The sequence below is a fragment of the Deinococcus koreensis genome (assembly GCF_002901445.1).
GTDB lineage: Bacteria > Deinococcota > Deinococci > Deinococcales > Deinococcaceae > Deinococcus > Deinococcus koreensis.
Window position 1 is genome coordinate 71,963 of the sequence record NZ_PPPD01000003.1, and the last position, 24,305, is coordinate 96,267.

General features: G+C 70.3%; 20 protein-coding genes. 8 read left to right on the plus strand and 12 right to left on the minus strand.

Annotation, left to right across the window (positions count from 1 at the left end; genetic code table 11):
• The first annotated feature begins 36 nt into the window (after positions 1-36).
• The 3 genes from CVO96_RS18740 to CVO96_RS18750 all read left to right on the plus strand — a co-directional run bounded on the left by CVO96_RS18740 (position 37) and on the right by CVO96_RS18750 (position 2,725).
• Positions 37-1,272, plus strand: a complete 1,236-nt coding sequence (locus CVO96_RS18740) for a hypothetical protein (protein ID WP_103313986.1) — start codon at positions 37-39, stop codon at positions 1,270-1,272.
• Complete coding sequence (locus tag CVO96_RS18745) at positions 1,269-1,721, plus strand: hypothetical protein (protein ID WP_133161858.1); 453 nt, start codon at positions 1,269-1,271, stop codon at positions 1,719-1,721. The genes CVO96_RS18740 and CVO96_RS18745 overlap by 4 nt, the downstream gene beginning before the upstream one ends.
• 140 nt (positions 1,722-1,861) lie before the next feature.
• Positions 1,862-2,725, plus strand: a complete 864-nt coding sequence (locus CVO96_RS18750) for a hypothetical protein (RefSeq protein WP_103313988.1) — start codon at positions 1,862-1,864, stop codon at positions 2,723-2,725.
• 176 nt (positions 2,726-2,901) lie between these two features.
• Here the strand turns inward: CVO96_RS18750 and CVO96_RS18755 are convergent, their stop codons facing one another.
• From CVO96_RS18755 to CVO96_RS18780, 6 genes are all read right to left on the minus strand, one after another.
• Complete coding sequence (locus CVO96_RS18755; protein WP_207795384.1) at positions 2,902-5,328, minus strand: ATP-binding protein; 2,427 nt, start codon at positions 5,326-5,328, stop codon at positions 2,902-2,904.
• Between the two features lie 61 nt (positions 5,329-5,389).
• Complete coding sequence (locus CVO96_RS18760; RefSeq protein ID WP_103313989.1) at positions 5,390-5,809, minus strand: response regulator; 420 nt, start codon at positions 5,807-5,809, stop codon at positions 5,390-5,392.
• Positions 5,802-7,910 (minus strand): ATP-binding protein, encoded by a 2,109-nt coding sequence (locus CVO96_RS18765; protein ID WP_165795439.1) that lies wholly within the window; start codon positions 7,908-7,910, stop codon positions 5,802-5,804. The genes CVO96_RS18760 and CVO96_RS18765 overlap by 8 nt, the downstream gene beginning before the upstream one ends.
• Entirely contained in the window at positions 7,907-8,419 is a 513-nt protein-coding gene (locus tag CVO96_RS18770; RefSeq protein WP_103313991.1) for a response regulator, read from the minus strand. Before CVO96_RS18770 ends, CVO96_RS18765 begins: the two co-directional genes overlap by 4 nt.
• Positions 8,420-10,792, minus strand: a complete 2,373-nt coding sequence (locus CVO96_RS18775; protein WP_207795385.1) for an ATP-binding protein — start codon at positions 10,790-10,792, stop codon at positions 8,420-8,422.
• Entirely contained in the window at positions 10,789-11,400 is a 612-nt protein-coding gene (locus tag CVO96_RS18780) for a biliverdin-producing heme oxygenase (RefSeq protein WP_103313992.1), read from the minus strand. The genes CVO96_RS18775 and CVO96_RS18780 overlap by 4 nt, the downstream gene beginning before the upstream one ends.
• A gap of 613 nt (positions 11,401-12,013) precedes the next feature.
• Between CVO96_RS18780 and CVO96_RS18785 the strand changes: the two genes are divergently transcribed.
• Together CVO96_RS18785 and CVO96_RS18790 are read left to right on the plus strand one after the other, a co-directional pair.
• Positions 12,014-12,373 carry an SPW repeat domain-containing protein gene (locus CVO96_RS18785; RefSeq protein ID WP_103313993.1) on the plus strand — a complete coding sequence of 120 codons (360 nt, stop codon included), beginning with the start codon at positions 12,014-12,016 and terminating at the stop codon, positions 12,371-12,373.
• The gene (locus CVO96_RS18790) at positions 12,370-13,383 is read left to right on the plus strand and encodes an SDR family oxidoreductase (protein ID WP_243398512.1); all 1,014 of its coding nucleotides are present in this window, start codon (positions 12,370-12,372) and stop codon (positions 13,381-13,383) included. Before CVO96_RS18785 ends, CVO96_RS18790 begins: the two co-directional genes overlap by 4 nt.
• A gap of 270 nt (positions 13,384-13,653) precedes the next feature.
• Here CVO96_RS18790 and CVO96_RS18795 read toward each other — a convergent pair whose 3' ends face one another.
• The 6 genes from CVO96_RS18795 to CVO96_RS18820 form a co-directional block, all read right to left on the minus strand.
• The gene (locus tag CVO96_RS18795) at positions 13,654-15,483 is read right to left on the minus strand and encodes a flavin-containing monooxygenase (protein WP_103313994.1); all 1,830 of its coding nucleotides are present in this window, start codon (positions 15,481-15,483) and stop codon (positions 13,654-13,656) included.
• Between the two features lie 173 nt (positions 15,484-15,656).
• The gene (locus tag CVO96_RS18800) at positions 15,657-16,505 is read right to left on the minus strand and encodes a sugar phosphate isomerase/epimerase family protein (protein WP_103313995.1); all 849 of its coding nucleotides are present in this window, start codon (positions 16,503-16,505) and stop codon (positions 15,657-15,659) included.
• Between the two features lie 24 nt (positions 16,506-16,529).
• The gene (locus CVO96_RS18805) at positions 16,530-17,543 is read right to left on the minus strand and encodes an ABC transporter permease (protein ID WP_103313996.1); all 1,014 of its coding nucleotides are present in this window, start codon (positions 17,541-17,543) and stop codon (positions 16,530-16,532) included.
• On the minus strand, positions 17,540-19,108 hold the full coding sequence (locus tag CVO96_RS18810) for a sugar ABC transporter ATP-binding protein (RefSeq protein ID WP_103313997.1): 1,569 nt from the start codon (positions 19,106-19,108) through the stop codon (positions 17,540-17,542). Before CVO96_RS18810 ends, CVO96_RS18805 begins: the two co-directional genes overlap by 4 nt.
• Before the next feature lie 79 nt (positions 19,109-19,187).
• The gene (locus tag CVO96_RS18815; RefSeq protein WP_103313998.1) at positions 19,188-20,186 is read right to left on the minus strand and encodes an autoinducer 2 ABC transporter substrate-binding protein; all 999 of its coding nucleotides are present in this window, start codon (positions 20,184-20,186) and stop codon (positions 19,188-19,190) included.
• Positions 20,183-21,208 (minus strand): ABC transporter permease, encoded by a 1,026-nt coding sequence (locus CVO96_RS18820; RefSeq protein ID WP_103313999.1) that lies wholly within the window; start codon positions 21,206-21,208, stop codon positions 20,183-20,185. The genes CVO96_RS18815 and CVO96_RS18820 overlap by 4 nt, the downstream gene beginning before the upstream one ends.
• Positions 21,209-21,475: 267 nt before the next feature.
• Here CVO96_RS18820 and dhaK point away from each other — a divergent pair, with 267 nt between their 5' ends.
• From dhaK to CVO96_RS18835, 3 genes are read left to right on the plus strand one after another with little or no spacing between them, the layout of a single operon-like run.
• Positions 21,476-22,483 (plus strand): dihydroxyacetone kinase subunit DhaK, encoded by a 1,008-nt coding sequence (gene dhaK / locus CVO96_RS18825; protein ID WP_103314000.1) that lies wholly within the window; start codon positions 21,476-21,478, stop codon positions 22,481-22,483.
• Positions 22,480-23,154 carry a DAK2 domain-containing protein gene (locus CVO96_RS18830; protein ID WP_165795440.1) on the plus strand — a complete coding sequence of 225 codons (675 nt, stop codon included), beginning with the start codon at positions 22,480-22,482 and terminating at the stop codon, positions 23,152-23,154. The genes dhaK and CVO96_RS18830 overlap by 4 nt, the downstream gene beginning before the upstream one ends.
• A gap of 56 nt (positions 23,155-23,210) precedes the next feature.
• Positions 23,211-24,293: an aldo/keto reductase gene (locus CVO96_RS18835; protein ID WP_103314002.1), complete on the plus strand. Its 1,083-nt coding sequence runs from the start codon at positions 23,211-23,213 to the stop codon at positions 24,291-24,293.
• Positions 24,294-24,305: the final 12 nt, after the last annotated feature.

Consider the following 24,305-nt stretch of genomic DNA (forward strand, 5'->3'; position numbering starts at 1 on the left):
GGGAATCCAGCTGAATCAGGATCACAGGAGTGCGCCATGTTGCCGACCCGCCGACCTCACCTCCGAACCCTCGCCTGCGGGCTGCTGTGCGGCGCCCTGAGCATGACCGCTCTGGCCGCGACCGCGCCCAGCGGCCGGCTGGCCTACCTGCAGGGCGGCGCCGCCTGGGTGCTGGGGCACCCCGATGCACGGCCGCAGCGCCTGCCGAACTCGCGCGGGGCCGCGCTGCTGGCGGCCGCGCCGGTCGGTGGGGCGCTGGCCTACTTCACCGGCCCGGCCGGGGCCAGCGTCTCGGGCGAGACCGTGCCCCCACTGACCCCCTGGCTGAGCGCCGCCCCCTACACGGCCGCTGTCCGGCTGCCCGCCGCGCCTGAGGGCCTGCGGGCGCGCTGGCTCGACTGGTCGGGCGACGGCCGCGAGCTGCAGGTGGGCACCGACGCGGGCCTGCGCGGCTGGAAATGGCCCGGCCCGGCGCGGCTGAGCCCCGAACGCACGTTCCTGAGCCGCAGCACCTCCAGTGACGGCGAGGTCACGGCCGAACTGGGCAGCGTGGCCTCGCCCGACGAGCCAGGGGTGGTGCTGTACGGCCCCGGCGCGCGGCCCGGCACCGAGGTCTTCAGCCGGGCGCTGCCGCAGACGCTGATGAGCGCCCTGAAGGCCCAGCCGGGGCTCAGGGCCTTCACCAGCGGTCTCGACCCCGCAGCGCAGCGGGACGCCGCGAACTGGGTGATCACCCGCCCGGAAGTGACCCGTGACGGGCGGCAGGTGTTCGTCGCCACGAATGCCGGCTGGGGGGTGGGCAGCGGCGGCACGACGACCTTCGCCGTCCTTCGGCTCGACGTTCAGGAGGTGCGCCTCTCGGCGCTGGGCTGGATCGGCGCCCTGGCCGGAAGCGCCCTCGAACTTCGGCCCTCGCCCGACGGACAGCGGCTGCTGCTGCTCCAGACCCGGCATGTCAGCGCTGCCGAGAGCCCCACCCTGGCGTTCGTGGCCGACCTGCGGGCCCGCACCGTGCGGGTGGTGGAGGCCACCCGTCCCCTGCCCGGTCGCACGGTGGTGCTGGCCGGCGCGTGCTGGCTGGCCGACAGCCGCCACCTGGCCCTGAGCGTGGCGCGGCCGCGTCCCCAGGAACTCGGGGCGCAGGAACTCGGGGCGCAGCGCAACCTTCAGCCGGCGCCCGGCGCCTTCGAGCTGCTGGTGCTCGATGCCCGCTCCGGCGCGGTCGTCCGGCGGATTCCCGGCGCCACGCAGCCGGCCTGTGGGCCCGCATGAGCGCCACTCAGCCCGGGGCAGGAGCGGCCGCGCGCCCCCGGCAGGTCATGGGCCGGGGGCTGCTGCACCTCGGGTGGGCGCTGCTGGCCGCGCTGCTCACGGTGCTCGCCCTGACCACCCTGCTGGTGCTGGCCTGGATCGTCAGCGATCCCCAGGCGGCGCTCGCGGAGGCCGGTTACGCGTGGCTGGGCCTGCTGGCCTTCTCGCTGATGTTCGCGGTGCCGGTCGCCCTGGCCTTCACGCTGCTGGTCGTGCCCCTGGCCGGGGCACTGCGCCGCCTTCACTCCGCCCTGTGGTGGCTGGCGCTGATCCTGGGCGGCGCCGGCCTGTGCGCCCTGATGTCCACACCGCGCTTCGCCGCGCTGGGCGCCCTCGGGGCCGTGGTATACGGCGCCCTGGCGGCCCGCGCACGCCGGCGCCGGGCCGCCCCACTGGCTCCCGGCGACTGAGCGTCCCAGGCGAGAGGAACCCGATCCACCCGGCATCCGTGGAACCGGCTCGCGGCCCTGTCACGTTCAATCACTCTCCAATCACGGGCCTTCTCTTACGGTGGGCGCAGTCCGGGTACGCCCGGCCGAAGGAGACTCCCATGAACAGCACTGCCATCCAGAGCATCCTGCGCCCCCTGCTGCTCGGCACCCTGAGCGCCGCCCTCGCCCTCGGCAGCACCTCGCTGGCCCACGCGGGCCACGGCGCCGCCCAGGTCGAGGGCAAGGACTACGCCTTCACCACCCTGGCCCCGATGACCACCGGCTGGACGACCTTCGCGTTCAAGAACACCGGCAAGGAGCTGCACCACTTCCAGATCGCCCGCCTGCCCGACGGTCAGACCTTCGACGCCTTCGTGGCCGACCTCAAGGCGCGCGGCGAGGCCGCCGCCGCCGGAGTCGAGTTCGTGGGCGGCGTGGGCCTGCTGCTGCCCGGCGCCTCGCAGACGGCGACCGTGAACCTCAACCGGCCCGGCACCTACGTGCAGCTGTGCTTCGTGCCCGACGCCAAAGGGGTGCCCCACCTGGCCCTGGGCATGTTGAACGCCTTCCAGGTGCAGGCGGCCGCCGGCGACGCCACTGCCGGCACCGCGAACGCCGCCCCCAGGGCCGACGTCCAGATCTCGCTGGAGGACTTCGGTTTCCAGATGCCCGGCTCCATCAAAGCCGGCAAGCAGGTCTGGCAGATCGTGAACAAGGGCCCGGAACCCCACGAGGCCATGATCTTCAGGCTGCTGCCCGGCAAGACCGTGGCCGACGCGCTGGCGGGCCTCGCCAACCCGGCCGGGCCTCAGGCGGCCATGCCGGTGGGCGGGCTGCAGGCCGTGAACAAGGGCCGCAGCAGCTACGCCGACCTGAACCTGGAAGCGGGCGATTACCTGCTGCTGTGCCTGATCCCCAGCGCCGCGCAGGGGGGCAAGCCGCACTTCGCTCTGGGCATGGCCCGCCCCTTCGCCGTGCGCTGATCCTGGCGGGTCGCCACCGCACCACGACCTTCTGACTCGCAGCCACGACCTTCTGACGCGGGATTCAGGAGGTCGTGGCTGTGGTCACGCTCGTAGGTGCCCTCCATGCCGCTTGTCCAGCGCCGGCGCCCGCGTGGAGTGGCCGCCTCTCTTCCGCGCGTCTGCCTCCCGCCGCCCTACTTCGGCAGGGTAAACCGGAAGGTCGCGCCGTGATCGACCTGACCGCTGGCCTGCACCTGACCGCCGTGGCGATGCACGATCCGGCGGACGTTGGCCAGCCCCACCCCCACGCCCTCGAATTCGTCGTGGCGGTGCAGGCGCTGGAAGACCCCGAACAGCTTGTCCTGATAGCGGGGGTCGAAGCCCGCGCCGTTGTCGCGCACCCACACCGCCCACTCGGCCTCGTGCTCCTCGGCCCCGACCTCGATCACCGAGACCTCGCGCTCGCGGCTGTACTTCAGGGCGTTGGACAGCAGGTTCTCGATCACCTGCTGCAGGGTGTCCGGATCACCCTGCACCATCGGCAGCGGCCCGATCTTCCACTGCACCTCGCGCCCGTTCAGATCCGGGCGCAGGGTCTGGATCACGCCGTCCACGACCGCCCCCAGATCGACCAGACGTGACCTGAGCGGCAGGCGCGAGGTGCGTGAGAGCTCCAGCATGGCGTCGATCAGGGTGTTCATGCGCTGGGCGGCCTCCTCGATCACGTCGAGGTAGCGTCCGGACTTTTCGTCCAGATGCTCGGCCAGGCCCCGGCGCAGCAGGGCATGGAAGCCCAGGATGTGCCGCACCGGCGTGCGCAGGTCGTGCGAGACCGAGTAGGCGAAGGCTTCGAGTTCCTCGTTGGCGGCCTCCAGCTTGCGCCTCTCCTCGGCCAGCGCCGCCACCCCCTGCGCGCCCTCCAGCGCCAGCCCCAGGCTGCGAACCGTGGTGGTCAGCACCACCCGGTCGGCTGTGCCCCAGGAGCGCTGATCGAACAGCGGGACACAGAAGATGCCCAGCACCACGCCGTTTACCAGCACCGGCAGGGTGGCGACCGTGCCCAGATGCGCCACCAGGGCCGGGTCGATGTCCTGCTGCGGGTTGTAGACGTCCTGGAACCAGGGCTCCCGGGTCTGCAGGGGCCGGTCCAGCGACAGCACCTGACCGGCCGGGAAGCCCGCGTCGATCGCGGTCTGCAGCTCCGCCGACCCGACCGTGCCGACCTGGGTGGTCGCCTGCCAGGTGTCGCCCCGCAGCTGCCAGAAATTGGCGTAGCCCGGGGGGAGCAGCGAGAGCACCATCTCCATCGCCTGCCGCACCAGGGCAAGGGGATCGCTCTGCAGGGTCAGGTCGTGGGTCAGGGCCGCGAAGCCCTCCAGGGCGCGGGTGCGGGCCTGCAGCTCCAGGCGGTGCTCGCCCAGCAGCCGGGTCGCCTCGGCGCGTTCCAGGGCCAGCGTCAGGCTGCGGCCCACGGCCCGGAACACCGCCTGTTCGCGCGCAGTCCAGGCCCGGCGCCGGGTGCCCATGGTGAGCAGGCTGCCCACGCTCTGCCCCACGAAGCTGGGCGAGAAGGCGGCGGCGCCGTAGGAACGGGTCTCGGCCAGTCCCTCCTGCTCGGCCTCCCAGCCGTCCACGAAGACCACCTCGCCGCTGCGCCGCACCTCGGCGAAGCTCGGCGAACTCACGGGAATGCCGGCGGTCAGGCGCGCGACCACCTCCGGGGAGAAGTCGTCCGTCCAGACCTGGGCCTTCCAGAGGTCTCCCTCCAGGGTGTGGTAGGCGGCGCTGACCTCGCCCAGCGTGGCGCGCAGCACCTGCAGGGCGGCCCCGGCCAGCACCTGCACGTCGGTGATCGCGCCGGCCGCCTCGGTGAAGGCCACGAAGGCGTCCAGGGCGGTCACGGCGTCCTGGGCCTCGCGGCGCGAGGTGATGTCGCGCGAGACCGCGCTGAGGTGCCGGAGCTGGCCCCGCGTGTCGTAGAGCGGCCCCACGGTCACCTCCCACCAGCGGGGGGTGCCCTTCCAGGTCGCAGTCTGGGCCTCGAAGGTGGTGCGCTCTCCCTGACGTGCCCGTTCGAGGGCCGCCTCGACCTGCGCCCGGGCCTCGCCCTGCCAGAACGTGGGCCAGAGCAGGCCCCGGCAGACCTCGAAGTCGTCGATCTCCATGGTGGCCTGCCCGCCCTCGTTCATCGAGAGCAGGTGGGCGCCGAGATCCAGCACCTTGATGCAGTTCGGGCTGGCGTCCGTCAGGGCCTGTAGCACGTCGCGCTGCGTCTGCGCCTCCTTGAGGTCGTGGATGTCCACGGCGCTGATCCGCCAATGGGCCGCGAGGCTGCCAGCGGCCTCCTGCCACTCGCCACTCAGGCGGAACCAGCGCGGCTCGGCCTGGGTGCCCGGACCGTTAAGACCGCTGAGGTGGAGGTCGGTTTCGAAGGCCGGCCCGGTCGATGCCAGCAGGGTGCCCAGGGCCGGCCGGTCGTCCGGCGGCACCCGGGCGAGCAGGTCGTCCGCCGAACCGGCCCGCGTGGAATCCAGCGCGCGCCCCTGTCGGTCGGTGACCCAGCGCAGGTGGCGCCGGGACTCCTGTGGGTGGAGCGTGTCATGGGAGAGCGGCGTGGACATAGCTCAGGATACGTCCCCCAGGGGCCGGAACCTCGGGTACAGGGCCCCAGGATACAGGCCCTCAGCCGGGCAGCAGGGTGCCCTGGCACCAGTACGTGAGGGTGGTCTGCACCGTGTTCAGGAAGGTCTCCAGCTGCATCGACTTGCACACGTAGGCGCTGGCCCCGGCGGCGTAGCAGCGCGTCACGTCGCCCGCCGCGTTGGAGTTGGTGAGCACCACGATGGGCAGCGAGCGCAGGGCCGGATCGGCGCGGGCCTCGCGCAAGACCTCCAGCCCGCCCTTGCCCGGCATGTTCAGGTCGAGCAGCACCAGATGGGGCCGCACGCCGCCGGGCCGGCGCAGGAACGCCAGCGCCTCGTGGCCGTCGCGGGTGAAGTGCAGGGTACACGGCAGCCCACTGAGATCCGCGGCCTCCTTGAGCAGCAGCTGATCGGCCACGTCATCCTCGACCAGCAACACCTGGAACGGCGGCTCAGCCACGCGGCTCGGCCTCCCCGGTCACCGTGAGGGAAGCGGGCGTGGCGGGCAGGGTGAACCAGAAGGTGGAGCCCTGGCCGGGCAGCGAGTCCACGCCGATGCGGCCCCCGTGCCGGACGACGATCTTCTGGCACACCGACAGGCCGATCCCGTTGCCCGGATACTCCTCGCGGTGATGCAGGCGCTGGAACAGGTGGAAGACCTGCTCGGCGTGCTCCGGCGCGATACCCAGACCGTTGTCGGCGACCGTGAAGCGCCAGTAGGCCCCCTCACGCGCGGCGCCGACCTGCACCTGGGGCGCCACTCCGGCGCGGCGGAACTTGAGGGCGTTGGCGATCAGGTTCTGAAAGAGCTGGCCCAGCTGGGTGGCGTCCGCCGTCACCTGCGGCAGCGCCTGGGTGCTGACCCTGGCGCCCGACTCCTCGATGGCGGTGCCCAGCAGCTTCAGGGTGTTGTCCAGCAGGGCGCCGGTGTCGGTCAGGCTGAAGGTCGAGCCGTGGGTGCCGACCCGCGACAGGGCCAGCAGATCCTCGATCAGCCGGTGGAGGCGCCCGGTGCCGTCGAGGATGAAGTTCAGGTAGCGGACGCCGCGATCGTCGAGTTCGGGGCCGTAGCGGCCGGCCAGCAGCTGGGCGTAGCTGGAAATGGTTCGCAGGGGCTCGCGCAGGTCGTGGCTGGCCACCGACGCGAACTGCTCCAGCTCGCGGTTGGACTGCCGCAGCTCGGCGGTGCGGGCCTCCACCCGCCGTTCCAGGCTGGCGCGCAGTTCCCGCTCGGCCTCGAAGATCTGGGCGCGGGCCAGCGCCTGGGCGCCCAGCTCGGCGTAGGCCAGCATCAGGGTGCGCTCGTCGGACTCGAAGGGCTGGGGGGTGCCGAACATCAGGCCCAGGCTGCCCAGCACCTGATCGCCGCGCAGCAGCGGCACGGCGGCCCAGGCCTGGTGGCCGTGCGGCTCCCCGGAGTCGAAGAGCCGGGGATACCACAAGGTGGCTTCCTCCCGCGTGCCCAGCAGCACCGGTTCGCGCGAGCGCACGGCGTCGCACAGCGGAAAGGGCGCGGCCAGCGGCAGCAGCGGCCAGGCCCGCACCTCCTCGTCGCTGACCCCGAAGGTGTCGCTGATCTGCAGCACCGGCTCGCTGAGGTGCTGCAGGGCCAGGGTGCCGCCCACCGCGCCGAACACGGCCGCCGCCTGCCGGACGATGCAGGCGGTGACCTCCGCCAGCGAGCGCGCGGCGTTCAGGGCTACCCCCGCCCGGTGCAGCCGCTCCAGCCGCTCCGAGGCGCGCAGGCTCAGCGCCTGGGCCTGCCGCCGCTCGCTGACATCGCTGAAGTAGACGGTCAGGCCGTCGTCGGCCGGGTAGATCCGCACCTCGTACCAGCCGTCGAGGGGTGAGAGCTGGGTTTCCAGCCGCACCACGAAGCGCTCGCGCTGGGCGCCGCGCAGCTGCTCGCCCAGCTCATGGCTCTCCAGCCAGGGAAAGACCTCCCACAGCGACGCTCCCAGCAGGGGGGCCAGCGGCGGATTCGGCGGCGAACCAGCCCGGCGCCGGGTCAGGGTCTCGGCGGCGGCATTGAGGTACTGCACGTGGAACGTGGCGTCGAGCGCCATGAAGGCGTCCGTGACACTGGCCAGCACGCTCGCCGTCCGGGCGTTGGCCTGGGCCAGCCGGCGCTGCAGCTCGTAGCGCTCCACCGCGCCGTCGAGGGCGCGCCGCAGCGTTTCGGCGCTCAGCCGGCCCTTGACCAGATAGTCCTGCGCCCCGGCCTTCATGGCGGCCACCGCCACCGCCTCGTCGCCCAGGCCGGTCAGCATCACCACCGCGCATCCGGGGCGGGCCTGCTCGAGCCACTCCAGACCGGTCATGTCCGGCAGGCTGTAGTCCAGCAGCACGCAGTCGGGGAGGTCGCCGAGCATCCGCTCCAGCGCCAGCTCCCCCAGGGGCAGGGTCTCGCACTGGCGCGGGCGCCGGGGATCGCCGCGCAGGTAGGTGCTGAAGGTCTCGGCGTCCTCGGGGCTGTCGTCCACGATCAGCACCCGCAGGGGCCGGGTCAGCTGTTCCGAACCGCTGGCCGACCCGCCACTGAGCCATTCCGGGCCGTTCACGGGCGCTCCGCCGCTGCGGCCACGCCGCCTGGAAGCGGCGCCGCCGGGGGCTGCGGCAACAGCGCCGTGCCCAGCCAGAAGTCGAGGAGCAGCCGCAGCTGGGCGGTGAAGCGCTCGAAGTCGACCGGCTTCAGGAAGTAGCTGTTGGCGCCCTGGGCGAAGCAGTCCGCCACATCCCGGGGGTTCGAGGAGGTGGTCAGGACGACTACCGGGATGGCGGCCAGGCGGGGGTCGTGCTTGAGCTCCGCGAGCGCCTCCCGGCCGTCGGTGCCGGGCAGGTTCAGATCGAGCAGGATCAGCGCCGGCCACAGCGGGCCCTGTCCGGCACCGCCGGCCTCGCCGCGCAGCAGCTCCAGGGCGGAATCGCCGTCGGCGCAGCGCAGCAGCGGCAGCTCACGGCCCAGGCGCCGCATGGCCCAGCGCACGGCCTCGAAATCTTCGTCGCTGTCCTCGATCAGCAGGATCGGGGCGGGCAGGGGGTGGGGGGCCGGGTCGCCGGGCAACGCCATTCAGGCCTCCAGGGTGAAATAGAAGGTGCTGCCCTGGCCCAGCTCCGAGTGCGCCCAGAGCTGCCCGCCATGCCGCTCGACCAGTTTGCGCGCGATGGTCAGGCCCGCGCCCGTGCCGCCGCCAAACTGGTCACGCGCGTGCAGCCGCTTGAAGATCCGGAAGATGCCCTCCAGATGCCGCTCGCGGATGCCGATGCCGTTATCGCGCACGTAGAAGATGTCGGCCGACTCGCCCAGGCCCTCGGGCACCCGCAGCGGGCCACGCTCGGCCGGGCTCAGAGAGCCGATCTCGATCCAGCGCTGGGGCTTGTCGGTGTATTTGATGGCGTTGGAGATCAGGTTGTTGAAGACCTCACCGGCCCGCACCCGGTCGACCCGCAGCCGGGGCAGGGGCCGGGGCACTCGCACCTGCACCCGATCCTGCTCCAGCCGGGCCTGCAGCATCTCCAGCACGCCCGCGAGCACCTCGCCCAGATCGGCCTCCTGCACCCTCAGATCCTCGCGCCCGACCCGCGAGAAGAGCAGCAGCGAGTCGATCAGGTCTTCCATGCGCTGGGTCAGGCGCACCAGCGTGCCCAGCTTGTGCTGGCCCTCGGCGTCCATGCGCTCGCTGTAACTCTCCTGCAGGAAGGTGGCGTAGTTGTGCAGCCCGCGCAGCGGCTCCTTGAGGTCGTGCGAGGCGATATACGCGAAGGCGTCCAGCTCGGCGTTGGAGCGCGACAGATCGGCGTTGAGCTGCCCCACCTGCTCGGCCTGGCGCAGCACCACCGACAGGATGGCCGCGCGCAGATCCTGGGCCGCCCCCAGCTCGGAGAGCCGCCAGGGCACGCTGCGGCCACGGACGGTCTGCTGCCAGGCCTCGAAGGACTTGCGCGGGGTCAGGCGGGGCTCGTTTCCGGCCAGCACGCCCGTGCCCGCCGAGCCCACCTCGACCGGCTTGCTGGGATCGCCGCCCCAGCTCACGGTCTGCACCTGCTCGGGCCGGAACCACATCACCAGATCCTGGCGCCGGGCCGAGACCTGCACCGCCAGCAGGCCGCTGGCCTCGCGCTGGTAGGCCTGGGCCGGGCCGAAGTCATCGCTCAGGGCGTCGGTGTGGATCAGGCCGTTGTCGGCCAGTTCGTGCTGCTCGGCCAGCCAGCCGGCCAGTTCCAGCACCTCGGCGCGGGCGGGCGTGGTGCCCAGCAGCACCACCTCCTCGCCGATGCACACAGCCGCCCCGGGCGCGTCCAGAAAGGCCAGCAGATCGAGATCGGACTGCAGCAGGCCCTCGATCAGGTCGTCGTGGCGGGCCATCAGTTCGACCAGCCGGGCGCGGGCGTGGCCCAGCCGCAGCCGGTAGGCCTGCTCCTCGTGCTCCTCCTTGGCGCTGAGCTGCAGCGACATCACCTGTCCCAGGAACTCACAGGCGGCGCGCACGTCGTAGCCCACCCGGCGGGGCGTCTGGTGATGACAGGCGATCAAGCCCCACAGCTCGCCGCCGCGCAGGATCGAGATGGTCAGGGTGGCGCCCACCCCCATGTTCTGCAGGTACTGGACGTGAACCGGCGACACGCTCCGCAGGACGCAGTGGCTCATGTCGGTGGGCGCCCCGGTGGTCGGCAGCAGCGTGGGAATCAGTGGCACCGGCTCATAGTTCACGTCCCCCACGATCCGCAGCATGTTCAGCACGTACAGCGCCCGCGCCTGCCTGGGGATGTCGGAGGCCGGGTAGTGCAGGCCCAGGAAGGGGGTCAGCGCATCCTGCTTGTCCTCGGCGATGATCTGGCCGGTGCCGTCGTCGGCGAAGCGGTAGATCATGACCCGGTCGTAGCCGCTCAGGGCACGCACCTCGCGCGCACCGACCTGGGCGAACTCCGTGAGCGACTGGGCTGCTCCCAGCGCGGCCAGACTGGTCTTGATCAGCCGGTAGAAATCCACCGGGTTCGGGGCCTGCGGCGGCGCGGGCTCCAGCTCCAGCAGCAGCAGGCCCCCCTGGCGGTGCGCGATCACGTCGAAGCGGGCCCCGGTGCCCCTGAGGGGGGCCGTGAAGACGTGCAGCGGGTTGCCCTCCAGGTTCTCGCGGGCGCTGGCGAGCTGTTCCAGACTGGCCGGCTCCAGCAGCGCGCCCAGCGGCTGACCCAGCACGGCCTGGTTCAGCGTGGTCTGATCCGGCGTGGCCTGATCCGGCCCCCCGTTCCCCGGACGCACGAAGTCGGCCGCGTTGGCGCTGGCCTGCACGATCCGGCCGCTCGCCTCGTCGACCACCAGCAGGAAGCCGTGCGGCTGGACATAGCCCGGAATATGGATGGGCTCGCGGTCGCAGGAGGTCAGGTCGACCGTCTGGGAGCCCAGGCGCACCTGGGCGCCGATGCTCTCGTTTCCGGTGCTCACGCCACCACCCGCTGCGGCCCCAGGGCCGGCACGACCCAGCGTTCGAAGGCGGCGAAGGTGTCGCACGCGCCCTGCACGGCACCGGCCCGGAAGGTCGCGGCCTGCGGCCCCGCCGCCTCGTGCCGTCGTTCGAGCAGCGCCAGGAAGGCCTTCCAGCGTGGCCCCACCAGCGCGCCGTAGCTGGCATAGAAGCTCAGGCCCGCTCCCGGTTGCAGGCCCAGGTGGGGCCCCAGGTGCCGGCAGATCACCTGCCCACCCAGCGTGGCGCCCTCCAGCACGTACAGCGCCCCCCAGGCCGCCGCCTCGTCCGGGAGGGCTGGGCGCACGGTCTCAGCGCTGGCCCCGGCGTCCGGCCAGCGCTCGCCGAGCGCCTGCAGGTCTGCTCCCAGCAGGTGGGTCTTGCGCCGCTCCGGCCAGTCCAATAGGGCCAACCAGTGGGCAGGAATGGCCCGCCCAACCTGGGCCTCCAGGGGCAGGTAGAGCAGGTACTGACGCCGGAGCAGGTCGGTGTACTGTGCCAGCGTCAGATCGGGCCGCAGGATGCTGAGCCGCGCCTCCAGACGTTCGTGCGCCGGGCGGGTATTCGTACGAAGTGCATCGAGAAGCATGGAACTCCTTTGAGTGGTCGGGCCTCATCCTAGCTTAATTTGAGGCTCCCAGGCCTGCACCTCGTCGCCGGGTGGTGCGGCGAAGAAGGCGGACGGCGCACCTGGCCCCAGGGCCTCAGGAGGGCCTGTCCGTCCTGCAGTCGGAACGGCAGGCACGGAGTCGGATCGGCGGATTTCCGTCCGCCAGGTCGGCCCGAACGGACATGGGCGGCCCCGCCGACAACGCGAAGTGACGCGGTTCTCTTCACAGACATCCGGAAACAACTGGCACATTGACTGCAAAGAGGGGCTCACCCAGTCATCATCTGGGCCAGACATTCATAAGAAAGGGCACCTGATGTCGAACGATGAAGGGTGACCACCCAGTTGATCACATGCCGCTTGCAAGCAGAGCCGCTTTACTTGAACTGCGGCAGGCTCAACGGGAGAGGCGGGTTGACAGGCTCACGGTCGCCTCCGTCGTCTCAATCCCCATCGTTCGCGAACACGGGCTGGTGGGCTCGCCCGGATCAGCGCCAGCCGACGGCTCTGGCTAAGGGGGGCGAATCCCATCCGGGGCGTGTGCCGCCACCCGCACTCCACGCTGCCCTTTCACCCTTCAAGGAGACTGCTCATGGCGAAACCCATTTCCCGCCGCCTGCACGGCGCCGCCGACTACTCCTACGCGGCCGCGATCGTGGCCGCTCCCCGGCTCTTCGGCTTTCAGGACGACTCCACGGCCGTCCGCACCTGCCAGGTGATGGGCGCGGGCGTCCTGCTGGCGACCCTGCTGACCCGCGCCGAGTGGGGCGCCGTGCGCGTCATTCCCTTCCGCACGCACCTGGCGGCAGATTTTGGGGCCGGCCTGCTGGCGATGGGCGCGCCCTGGCTGTTCGGCTTCTCCGGCAACGCCCGCGCCCGCACCGCGTTCCTGGCCTTCGGGGCGACCAGCGTGCTGGCGAGCCGGCTCACGCAGCCGGAGGAGATGCCGTGAGCCGGCTCACCCTGAAGCCCCTGACCAGGCAGGTCATGGTCATCACCGGGGCGTCCTCGGGCATCGGGCTGAGCACGGCGCGGCGGGCGGCCGGGGCGGGCGCGAAGCTGATACTGGCGGCCCGCAGCGAGGGGGCGCTGAACGACCTCGTGGCTGAACTGAAGGGCGCAGGCGCACAGGCCGTGGCCGTGGTGGCCGACGTGAGCCGTGAGGAGGACGTGCGCCAGATCGCGCAGACCGCCCAGGACACCTTCGGCGGCTTCGACACCTGGGTGAACAACGCCGGGGTCGGCATGTACGGCCGGCTGGACGAGGTCAGTGTGGCGGACATGCGTCGGGTGTTCGACATCAACTACTGGGGGCTGGTGTACGGCTCGCTGGAGGCGGTTCGGGTACTCCGGGAACGGGGCGGCGCGCTGATCAACGTGGGCAGCACGGTCTCCGAGCGGGCCATTCCGCTGCAGGGCACCTATGCGGCCTCCAAGCACGCCATCAAGGGCTTCACCGACGCGCTGCGGATGGAACTGGAGGACTCGGGCGCGCCGGTCTCGGTCACGCTGATCAAGCCCGGCCCCATCGACACGCCCTTTCCGCTGAATGCCAGGAACTACCTGCCGCACAAGCCGCAGCATGTGCCGCCTGTATACGCGCCGGAAACGGTGGCCCGCGCCATCCTGCACGCCGCCGCCCATCCGGTGCGGGACGTCTCGGTGGGCAGCGGGGGCCGGGGCATCTCCGTGTTCGGTGGTCTGGCCCCGAGGGCGACCGACCGGGCGATGGAGGGCTTCATCATCCCGCGCACCGAATCGGCCGAGCCGCCGCGGCCGCAGGAGCGCAACGCCCTGGAGCACCCCTCCGAACGCCTCTCCGAGCATGGGGACTATCCCGGCCATGTCCAGAAGACCAGCTCCTACACGGCCGCCGCGCTGCACCCGGGGCTGGTGCGCGTGGCCGTGGTCGGGGCCGGCCTCACCGCCGCCCTGCTCTGGCGAAGCCGCCAGCGCTCCTGAATCCGCCCCGTCATACGGACTGCCGCTCCATCCCGGGACATCCAGGACAGCGCCAGATGTTTCTTACCTGCGGCGCTCTGCGGGTCCATGCCGCGTCAGTCCGTCCCCTTACCTTCTCTGCTTCGCCGCTCAGCAGGTTCCTTCGCCCCGGATGGACTCCGAACACGGAGCGGGGGGCATACGGAACTGGGACGACGCACCTCTGAATCTCTGCAAGATGGCTGGTACGGGCACAGATGTCGCCCATACCAGCCGTTTTGCCTGTCCTCCTCAGCTCAGGTGGTGGACTTCCTGTAGACCGTAGACCGGGGTGGGAATCCCCTCCATGCGGGCCTTGAGCTGCAGGCTCAGGTAGAGCGAGTAATGCCGCGACTGGTGCAGGTTGCCGCCGTGGAACCACAGATTCGGCACCTGCGTGGGCTTCCACATATTCCGCAGTTCGCCCTCCCAGGGGCCAGGGTCTTTGGTCGTGCCCGAGCCCAGGCCCCAGACCTTGCCCACCCGGTCGGCCGTCTCCTGCGAGATCAATTTCGCGGCCCAGCCGTTCATCGAGCCGTAGCCGGTGGCGTACACGATCAGGTCGGCGGGCAGCTCGGAGCCGTCGCTGAGGGTCAAGGAACGGGCGTTAACCTGCTGGACGCTCACGCCGCTCCGGAGTTTCACCTTGCCGTCCGCGACGAGTTCGGAGGCGCCCACGTCGATGTAATAGCCCGAGCCCCGGCGCAAATATTTCATAAACAGGCCCGAGCCGTCGTCGCCGAAGTCGAGCAGGAAGCCAGCTTTCTTCAGCCGGTCGTAGAGGTCGGCGTCGCGGCGGGCCATCTCCTCGTACACGGGCACGTGCATGGAGGGCAGCACCCGGTAGGGGATCGAGGCGAAGATCAGGTCGGCCATGTCGGTGCCGATGCCGCTCTTGAGGGCTTCTTCCGAATACAGGCCGCCCAGCGCGAGCTCCATCAGCGACTCCGAGCGGGCGATGTGGGTGCTGGAGCGCTGCAGCATGGTCACGTCGGCGCCGTGCTCCCAGAGGTCGGCGCAGATGTCGTGCGCGGAGTTGTTGCTGCCGACCACCACGGCCTTCCTGCCGCGCCACTCCTCGCCGCCCCGGAAGGCGCTGGAATGCACCTGGGTGCCCTGGAAGGAGTCCATGCCGGGGAAACTGGGGGTATTGGGGATGCCCGACATGCCGGTCGCCATGACCAGCTGTTTCGGGCGCAGCACGACCTCCTGCCCGCCGCGCACGACCCTGACCTCCCACTCCTGCTTCTGGTCGTCCCAGCGGGCACTCTTCGCCTCGGTGCCCCCCCAGTAGTTGAGTTCCATGATGCGGGTGTACATCTCCAGCCAGTCGGCGATCTTGTCCTTGGGCGAGAAGACCGGCCAGTCCTCGGGAAAGGGCAGGTACGGCAGGTGGTCGTACCACACGGGATCGTGCAGGCACAGCGAGTGGTATCTCTTGCGCCACGAGTCGCCGGGCCGCTCATGCTTCTCGATGATGAGGGTCGGCACACCGAGGCGCCGCAGCCGTGCCCCCAGCGCGATCCCACCCTGCCCGCCGCCGATGATCACGGTGTAGGGCTGGCGGCTGTGGCCCAGTTCGGCCTCCTCCTGCATCTTGCGATCCAGCCAGTTTTTTCGATCCGCCACCGCGCCGTGCTCGGCGCCCCGCTCTCGTCTGGAACCCGTGCGCTCCTCATGCCCTTTCAGCTCCAGCATGGTGGTCAGCAGCGTCCAGGCCTGACCGTCCCGCAGGCGCAGGTGCCCGCGCCCGCGCGAGACGGCCGTGTCGAAGGTCAACCACGCCTCGGTGACGCCGCCGGCCTCGGTCGCCTCGCCCTCCAGCTCCCAGTTCGACGGCAAGGCGCCCGCGAGCTGGGCCCGCAGCATGTCCGCGATGGGCTCACGGCCCTCCAGGGTCTTGATGTTCCAGGTAAAGCTCAGCAGATCGCGCCAGAAGCCGCCGGGCTCGAACAGCCCGGTCACGGCGGCGATGTCCTGGCGTTCCAGCGCCCCGCCGAAAGCCATGAGCCAGTTGCGTACCTCGTGGGAGGGCGTCTGGGGGGGAATATCCGTGGCGGGCGTGGGCACCTGGGTGGTCATGGCGGCTCCTTATCGTCCTGATCGGGAAGGCGACTCCGCTTCCGCGAGGAAGGGAGGACTCTGGGGGCGGCCAGGGCCAGGGAGGGCCGCGCCGCCGAACCACGAACAAGGGTGTTCCCTCCAGTGTAGGTCAAGTCGTCCGGGTGGCGGGTGACTTCGGGCCGGGGCGCCGCCTACATCAGCCCGTGGCGGGTGGCCCCCTCGCGCAGGAACGCCAGCCCCCCCTGCGCGAGTTCCTGCCCGCTGTGCCGAGGCGGCTTCCAGATGCAGGTGGCCGCCGCCAGCTCGGCGTTCGGGGCGGCGAAGGATTCCAGCGTCAGATAGCCGCTGAATTCGATATCGGCCAGCCCCTGCCAGACGTCCTCCCAGGGCACGGTGCCCGTTCCCACCAGACCCCGGTGGCTCTCGCTCATGTGGATGAAATTCAGCTTGCCCTTCACGCGGCCCAGGGCTTCGCGCAGGTTCGTCTCCTCGATGTTCATGTGGTAGGTGTCGGCGTGCACGCGCAGGTTGTCCGAGCCGACCCGGTTCACGACCGCCAGCGCGTCATCCAGCGTGTTCACCATGTAGGTCTCGTAGCGGTTGATCGCCTCCAGCCCGACCCCGATGCCGCGCGAGCGGGCGTCCTCGGTGACGCGGGCTAGGCCGTCCACCATGCGGTCGAGTTCCTGTGACGTCGGCCCCTGCCCGGTGAGCACGCCGATGGAATAGCCCGTGCAGCCGGTCAGGTCGCGTGCGCCGAGTTCCTCCATGCGGTCGAGCACGCCGGTCAGGAAGGTGACGGCCTTCTCGGGTTCGTGGGGCATGTGGGCATCCCTTGGCAGACCCAGCGAACTGACGCAGGCCAGCCCTACAGCCTCCAGATGACGGCGGTGGCGCCTGGCGTCGAAGGTCTCCGGATGCAGCAGGGGAATCTCGATGAAGTCGAGCCCCGCGCGGGCGGCCTGCTCGATCACGCGGTCGCCGATCTCGTCTGTCCAGTCGCCCTCCCAGCAGAAGGCGTGTGCGCCGAATTTCAACATAACGTCAACATGGGGTCTCCCCTTTCAGCGCGCTTCGCGCCGCGCGAACACGCCGCTGGCGACGAGGATGATGGCGCCGATGACCAGCTTCTGGTAGGTGCTGGGCACGCCCATCAGCACGAGGTTGTTCTTGATCAGCACGATCAGCACCACGCCCAGCAGGGTGCCCACGACCGAGCCGCGCCCGCCCGTGACCCGCGCGCCGCCCAGCACGACCGCCGCGATCACGTCCAGCTCCTGCCCGACCAGATCGAAGGGGTTGGCGAGACGGTTCTGGGTGCCGTGGATCAGCCCGCCCAGGCCCGCGAGCAGCCCGGCGTAGCCGAAGACGAACAGCATCACGCGGCGCACCGGAATGCCCAGCCGCTCGGCGATGGGGATGGAGCCGCCCACGGCGTAGGTCGCGCGCCCCAGCAGCGTGCGGGTCAGGATGAAGTGCGTGAGCAGCGCGGCGGCGACCAGAAAGAGGAAGGTGGCCGGCAGCGAGACGTTGGTGCCGTCGGCGGTCTGGAAGCGCGTGAGGTTGACCCGCGCAAACGAGTCCATGGCCGCCGGAATGTTCATGATATGCGCCGTGCCGATAAAGGCCAGCAGGAAGCCCCGGTAGAGGTACTGGGTGCCGATGGTCACGATCAGGCTCGGCACCCGGAAGCGGTCGACCATGAAGCCGTTGGCGAGCCCCAGCAGCAGCCCGGTACCCAGACACAGGGCCATCAGCACCGGGTAGGGCGCCTCGGGCCAGACGCCCAGGGTCAGTTTTGTGGCGCTGTAGAGGGCGAAGACCGCGACCGCCGTGAAGCTCACGTCGATGCCGCCCGCCGCGAGCACCAGCAGCACGCCCAGCGCGAAGATGCCCAGCGTTACGCAGGCGCGCAGGGTGTCGAAGAGCGTCTTGACCGTCAGGAACTGGGGCGAGAGGGCGGTGAGCAGGGCGCAGAACAGCAGGATCAGGCCCAGCGTGACGACCTCGGGCCGCCCCAGCCAGGAGCGCCAGGGGGGCAGGGGGCGGGCGGGCGCTTCCACCTGCGTCAGACTCATGCGTGGCCCCCAACTGGCCGTGGAGTGGATGGGCCGACGTCCAGCAGCTCGGCACTCAGTCCAGCTTCCGTCAGCGACTCCACCGGAGAGATGCGGCTCAGCCTCCCACGCCGCATGACCCCGATCCGATCGGCGTTCATGAGCAGTTCGGGCAGGTCGTCGCTGATGAGCAGCACGCCCAGACCGTCGGCCGCGAGCCGCTGCACGATGCGGTACAGGGCGTCCTTGCTGCCCACATCGACCCCGGCGGTGGGGCCGTGCAGAATCAGCACCTTCGGGCCGATGGCCAGCCAGCGGGCGACCATCACCTTCTGCTGGTTGCCGCCCGACAGCGAGGCCACCGGCAGCATGACGTCCGGGGTAGCGACCTGGAGATCCTTAGCCAGCTTCGTCGTGTCGGCCGTCGCCTGCGGGTAGTCCAGGCGGGGCCCGCGCGTCAGGCGCCGCAAGACCGAGACCATGATGTTCTCGCGGATGGGTTTGTCGAGAAAGAGCCCCTCGGCCAGCCGGTCTTCGGGCACGTAGCCCAGGCCCAGGCGGATACCGTCACGGGGGGTTCGCAGGCGGGCGGGCTGCCCGTCCAGCACGATCTCGCCCTGGTCGGCCGGATGCACGCCGGAGAGCGCGTGCGCCAGCTCGTTGCGCCCGGAATCGAGCAGGCCCGTGATGCCCAGCACCTCGCCCCGGTGCAGCGTGAAGGACACGTCCTCGAAGGCGCCCCGGCGGCCCAGCCCGCGCACCTCCAGCAGCGCCTCCTGACCGGGCGCGGCCGTGCGGTAGCGGGTATCGTCCAGGGTCTTGCCGGTCATCTGAAAGGCCACGGACTGGGGCGTGAATTCGCTCAGCGGCCCCTGGGCGACCTTCTGCCCGTCACGTAGCACGATCACCTGCCCGCCGATGCGGAACACCTCGTCGAGCTTGTGGCTCACAAACAGCACGCTGACCCCCTCCTGCTGCAGCGTGCCGATGATGCCCAGCAGATTCTCGACCTCGCGCTGGGTGAGCGCGGCGGTGGGTTCGTCCATGATCACCAGGCTGGCCTGGCTGACAATCCCCCGCGCGATGGCGATCAGCTGCCGCACGGCGATAGGCAGGGTCTCCACCGGGGTATCGAGAAAGGCGCGGGTGGTGGGCAGCCGCACCCGGGCGAGCGCCACCCCGGCGACCTCGCGCAGCGCCCGCCACGACAGCGGGCGCGCCAGCCGGCCCTGCTGGGCGACGAGCTGCGCCGTGAGCGCCACGTTCTCGGCCACGCTCAGGTTCGGGAACAGCGACAGATCCTGGTAGACCGTCTCGATGCCCGCTTCCAGCGCGCGCAGGGGGTCGAGCGCCTGGTAGCGGCGGCCGCGCACCTCGATGGTGCCCGAATCCGGCGGCTGGGCGCCCGAAATGATCTTGATCAGGGTGCTCTTGCCCGAGCCGTTCTCGCCCAGCAGGTGGTAGGTCTGCCCGGCCAGCAGGTCGAAGCTCACGCCGCGCAGGGCGCGCACGCCCCCGAAGGTCTTGGTGATGTCCTGCACGCGCAGCAGCGGGCCGGGAGAGGGGCTGGGAGCTGGCTCGGTCATGGATGAACCTCGGCAGACACGGCAGGGGGTGGACGTCAATCCTCCCCCACGCGGCGCAGGGGAGGACGTGGCCCTGCGCCTAGAAGGGGTAGTTCTTGTAGTTGCCCTTGTCCACGTCCACAAAGGCGTTGCCCCGGATGATCTGGGCGTTGCCCCTGCCCTTGCTGACCGTGACCTTGTTGTAGCCCTTGACCCCAAGATCCATGCCGGTGGTGATCTTCTTGCCCTCCAGCACCAGCTGGGCGACCTTGTTCATGATGTAGCCGGCGTCGGCCGGATCCCAGAAGCCGATGCCGTCCACGGCGCCGGAGTCGAGGTACTTGCCGGCAATGGAGGGCAGGCTGGTGCCGTACACGCAGGTCTTGCCCTCCAGCCCGGCCTCCTCGATGGCCCGCCCGATGCCCGCCACGTCGGTCGAGGCGCTGCCCTGGAAGCCCTTGAGGTCGGGGTACTTGCGGATCAGCTCCTTGGCCTTCTGGTAGGCCTGATCGGCGTCGTCGGCGGTCTCCTGCTTGCTTTCCACCAGCGTCATACCGGCATTCTTCTTGGCATTGGCGATGCCGCCGTCGGCCCACTGGTTGTGCGTCTTGCTGGTCAGGCTGCCCACGAACACGGCCCACTTGCCGCTGCCGCCCATGCACTTGGCGAGCCGGGCGTTCAGGTTCGCCCCGAAGGCCACGTTGTCGAAGGCCTCGATGTCGTAGAGCGTGTTGGTCTGGTTGTCGGCCTCGTGCGTGATGACCTTGATACCGCGCGCCATGGCCTTTTTCAGCACCGGCTCCAGCGTCTCGGGGCTGAAGGGCACCACCGCGATGGCGTCGGGCTTCTTGGCGATCAGGTCCTCGATGATGGCCGCCTGCTGAGCGGCGTCGGCGGTCGAGGGGCCGGTCTGGGTCGCCGCGTTGCCGGTGTCCTTGGCGTACTTCTTGACCCCGGTCTCCATGCGGTTGAACCAGTTGATCCCGGTGATCTTGACCACCGTGACGATGGTGTACTTCTTGTTCTGCGCCTGGGCGCCGGTCACCGCTGCACCGACCAGCAACAGACCGAGCGTGCCGAACATCCACGTTCTTTTCATGGGCTTCCTCCTGGGGTGCCGCCCATCTGAGCGGCGGGGGGCGGGTGACTGGGTGGTGGGTGACGGGGTGGCGGCGGAGCCGGGCGCAACCTGAGCCGGCCAGAGGTGAGGGCGATGGAGAGCAGGAGCAGCAGGCCCCAGGTGAAGTCCTTCAGGAAGTTCGACAGGCCCAGCAGATTGAGCGAGCTGGACAGGAACTGCAGCGCCGTGGTCGCCAGCACCAGCCCCACGACCTTCCCCGCCCCGCCCGCCGGATTGACCCCGCCCATGACCGCGATCAGGATGGCGATCAAGAGGTACGAGCTGCCGTAGTCGACCTTGATGGAGTTGGCCCGCGCGCCGAAGATGATGCCCGAGACGGCGGCCAGCACCCCCGATACGGCGTAGGTGACCAGCAACACCCGCCCGGTGTCGATGCCGGCGAAGTGTGCGGCGCGGGCATTGGTGCCCAGCAGGTACAGGCGCAGGCCGTAACTCGTGTTGCCCAGCACCCAGGCGAGCCCCCCGGCCACCGCGAGATAGATCAGCAGCGGCACGGGCACCGGCCCCAGCGTGCCCAGCCCGAGGTTCTGGATGCCCGTGGAAAAGCCGATCACCGCCGAGCCGCCGGTCAGCGCGTAGCCGACGCCCTGGAAGGCCAGCGAGGTACCCAGGGTGGCCAGGATCGGGGCGAAGCGGAAGCGGGAGACCAGCAGGCCGTTCACGAGCCCGCAGGTCAGGCCGACCAGCAGCGCCAGGGCCAGGAAGGTCAGGGTGAAGGACATGTTGGCCGCGTCCGGGTCGGGGTAGAGGCGGCGGCTGATAAGGCCGGCGGTGATGGCCGAGAGGTTCGCCGTGGCGACCACCGATAGGTCGATGCCGCCGCCCCCGGAGATCATGGTGATCAGGATGCACAGCCCCAGCAGGCCCAGTTCCGGCAGCTGCGTGGCCATCGACTGCCAGTTGTCGAACGACATGAAACTGCCCCCACTCAGCGCGGTGGCGAGCAGCGCGACCGCCACGTTGGCGATGAGCAGGAACATCGTGTGACGGTCTGAGGCCAGTCGACGCAAGGAACCCCCGGAGGACACGCTGTGAGAACAGTGCGGGCGCAGATTGTGCTTTACACCGTAATTCTGGGGCTGCCGTCAGGCCGAGTTTGTAGCCGGGGTCGCTCTTGGGCTGGCGTCCCGTCTCGCCTTGCCTGCAGCCGGGCCGGGCCATAGGATGAAACCCCTAACCCGTATCAGCGTTCGCCCGCCTGTCGCTGCCGGCCTGATTCCCGGCTCCGCCCTCCGTGGAGGTTCAGCGTGAAGAAGATTCTGAACGACCCCAACCACTTCGTGGCCGAGATGCTCGACGGCCTGTACCGGGCGCACCCGGAGCAGCTGACGTTTACCGGGGACGATCCGCACTGTCTGGTACGCGCGGACTCGCCTGTCATGGGCAAAGTCGCATTGGCGACTGGCGGCGGCTCCGGGCATCTCCCGGTGTTCCTGGGCTACGTGGGGCCGGGGATGCTCAGCGGCTGCGCGGTGGGCGACGTGTTCCAGAGCCCCAGCGCCGACCAGATGCTGGAGGTCACGCGCCGGATCCATGGCGGGAAGGGCGTCCTGTACATCTACGGCAACTATGGCGGCGACGTCATGAACTTCGACATGGCGACCGAGATGGCCGACATGGAGGGCATCGAGGTGCGAACCGTGCTGGTCAGGGACGACGTGGCCAGCGCCAGCCCCGAGCGGCAGGACACCCGGCGGGGCGTGGCGGGCATGATCTTCGCCTTCAAGGTCGCCGGGGCGAAGGCCGATCAGGGCGGCAGCCTGGACGAGGTGGAAGCGGCCGCGACCAAGGCGCTGGCGCACACCCGCAGCATGGGCGTGGCGCTGTCGTCCTGCACGCTGCCGGCGGTCAGACAGCCGACGTTCTCCATCGGCGACGACGAGATGGAGATCGGCATGGGCATCCACGGCGAGAAGGGTGTGCGGCGCGGCCCGCTGGAGAGCGCCGACCAGATCGCGGTGGAACTGCTGGACGCCGTGCTGGCTGAGCTGGACGTGCACGGGGGCGACCGCCTAGCGGTCATGGTGAACGGCCTGGGGGCCACGCCCCCGGAGGAGCTGTACATCCTCTTCCGCCGCGTCCACCGCACGCTGGAGGAACGCGGCGTGGCCGTGCATCAGGCCTTTGTGGGCGAATACGCCACCAGCCTGGAGATGGCCGGCGCCAGCCTGACGGTGATGAAGCTCGACGACGAGCTGCAGGGATTGCTGGATCATCCGGCCCACACGCCCTTCTTCACACAGGTCGGACGGTGAGCGAAGGCGGGGCCGAGGTCATCACTGGCCAGGAGATCTCGGACGCCCTGCGCCGCGCGGCCGCGCAGCTGATCTTGCTGCGCGACCATCTCAACCGCCTCGACGCCGACATCGGCGACGGCGACAGCGGGCTGACCGCCGAGCGCGGTGCCCAGGCCATCCTCGCCTACCTGGACGCCACGCCCCCGACGGACGACCTGGGCAGGTGGCTGGCCGGCGCCGGCATGGCCTACAACCGCGCCGCGCCCAGCACTATGGGCGCCCTGATGGCCACCGCCTTCATGCGCGCCGGCAAGGAGGTGATGGGCCGGGCCACCCTAGGCCCGGAGGATCTCGCCGCCATGCTGAACGCCGCCGACCAGGGCCTGCAGGAGCGGGGCAAGACGAAGCCGGGCGACAAGACCATCGTTGACGCCCTGCATCCGGCGGCCGTGGCGTTGAGTGAGGCGCTGAAGGCCGGTGAGCCGCTGGAACACGCTGCCCAGACCATGCTGGACGCCGCCCGCGCCGGCCGGGACGCCGCCATAGCGCTCCGCAGTCAGGTCGGCCGGGCCAACTGGGTGGGCGAGCGCACCGAGGGCAAGCCCGATCCCGGCACGGTGCTCTTGGTGGCCGCGCTCGAAGCCGCGTTACAGGCCGATTTCAGCGAAGCCGGCAGCAGGCTGGGCTGAGCCGCCCGGACTGGGTCACCGTCCCGAACCCCTCCACCACCGCACAAGGGAGCCTCATGCAGTACCGCACGCTGGGCCGCTCGGGCCTGATCGTCAGCGCCTTCGCGCTGGGCACCATGCAGTTCGGGCAGGCCATGAACATGGGCTCGCTCGACCAGGCGGCGACCACCGACATGGTGAAGTTCGCACTCGATCAGGGCATCAATTTCATCGACACCGCCGACGTCTATTCGCGCGGCGAATCCGAGTCGCAGCTGGGCGTGGCGCTGCGCGGCCTCCGCGAGGAGGTCGTGCTGGCCAGCAAATTCCGCCTGCCGATGTCGGACACCAACGTCAACCGTTCGGGGGCCACCCGTGTGAACATCCTGCGCGGGGTGGAATCGAGCCTCAGGCGCCTGCAGACCGACTATCTCGACCTCTATCAGGTGCACGGCTGGGACAGCCACACGCCGCTGGAAGAGACCCTGAGCACGCTCAATGATCTGGTGCGGCGCGGTCTGGTGCGGCATATCGGGCTGAGCAACTACCTGGCGTGGCAGGCGGCCACCGCGCTGGGGATTCAGGAGCGCCGGGGCTGGGAGCCGTTTGTCACCGCGCAGCTGTACTACTCGCTGGTCGGCCGCGAGCTGGAGCACGAGTGGATGGATCTGGCGGCCTATTCGGGCCTGGGCGTGCTGGTCTGGAGCCCGTTGGCCGGCGGCTACCTCTCGGCCAAGTACGACCGCCCGGAGCAGGCGCCTGCCGGCACGCGCTTCGGCGAGGCCGGCCAGTTCGTGCCCTTCAGCTGGGAGAAGGGGCGCCCGGTGCTGGAGGCCCTGCGCGCGGTCGCGGCCCGCCACAGCGTCACCCCGGCCCAGGTCGCGCTGGCCTGGACGGTCTCGCAGCCGGGGGTGAGCAGCGTGATCATCGCGGCGCGCTCCACTGAGAGACTGGGCGAGAACATCCGCTCATTGGACATCGTGCTGAGCGACGAGGATCGCCGTGAACTCGACCGGGCCAGCCATCCCGGCACGCCCTATCCGAAGTGGATGGTGCTGCAACTCGACCAGGCCGAAGACCCGCGCACCCGCACGCTGGAGCCAGGGCGCTTCGAGGATGGCGGCCCCTGGGAGGATCTGCGACAGGGGCCGAAAGGGTAGCCGGAAGAAAAA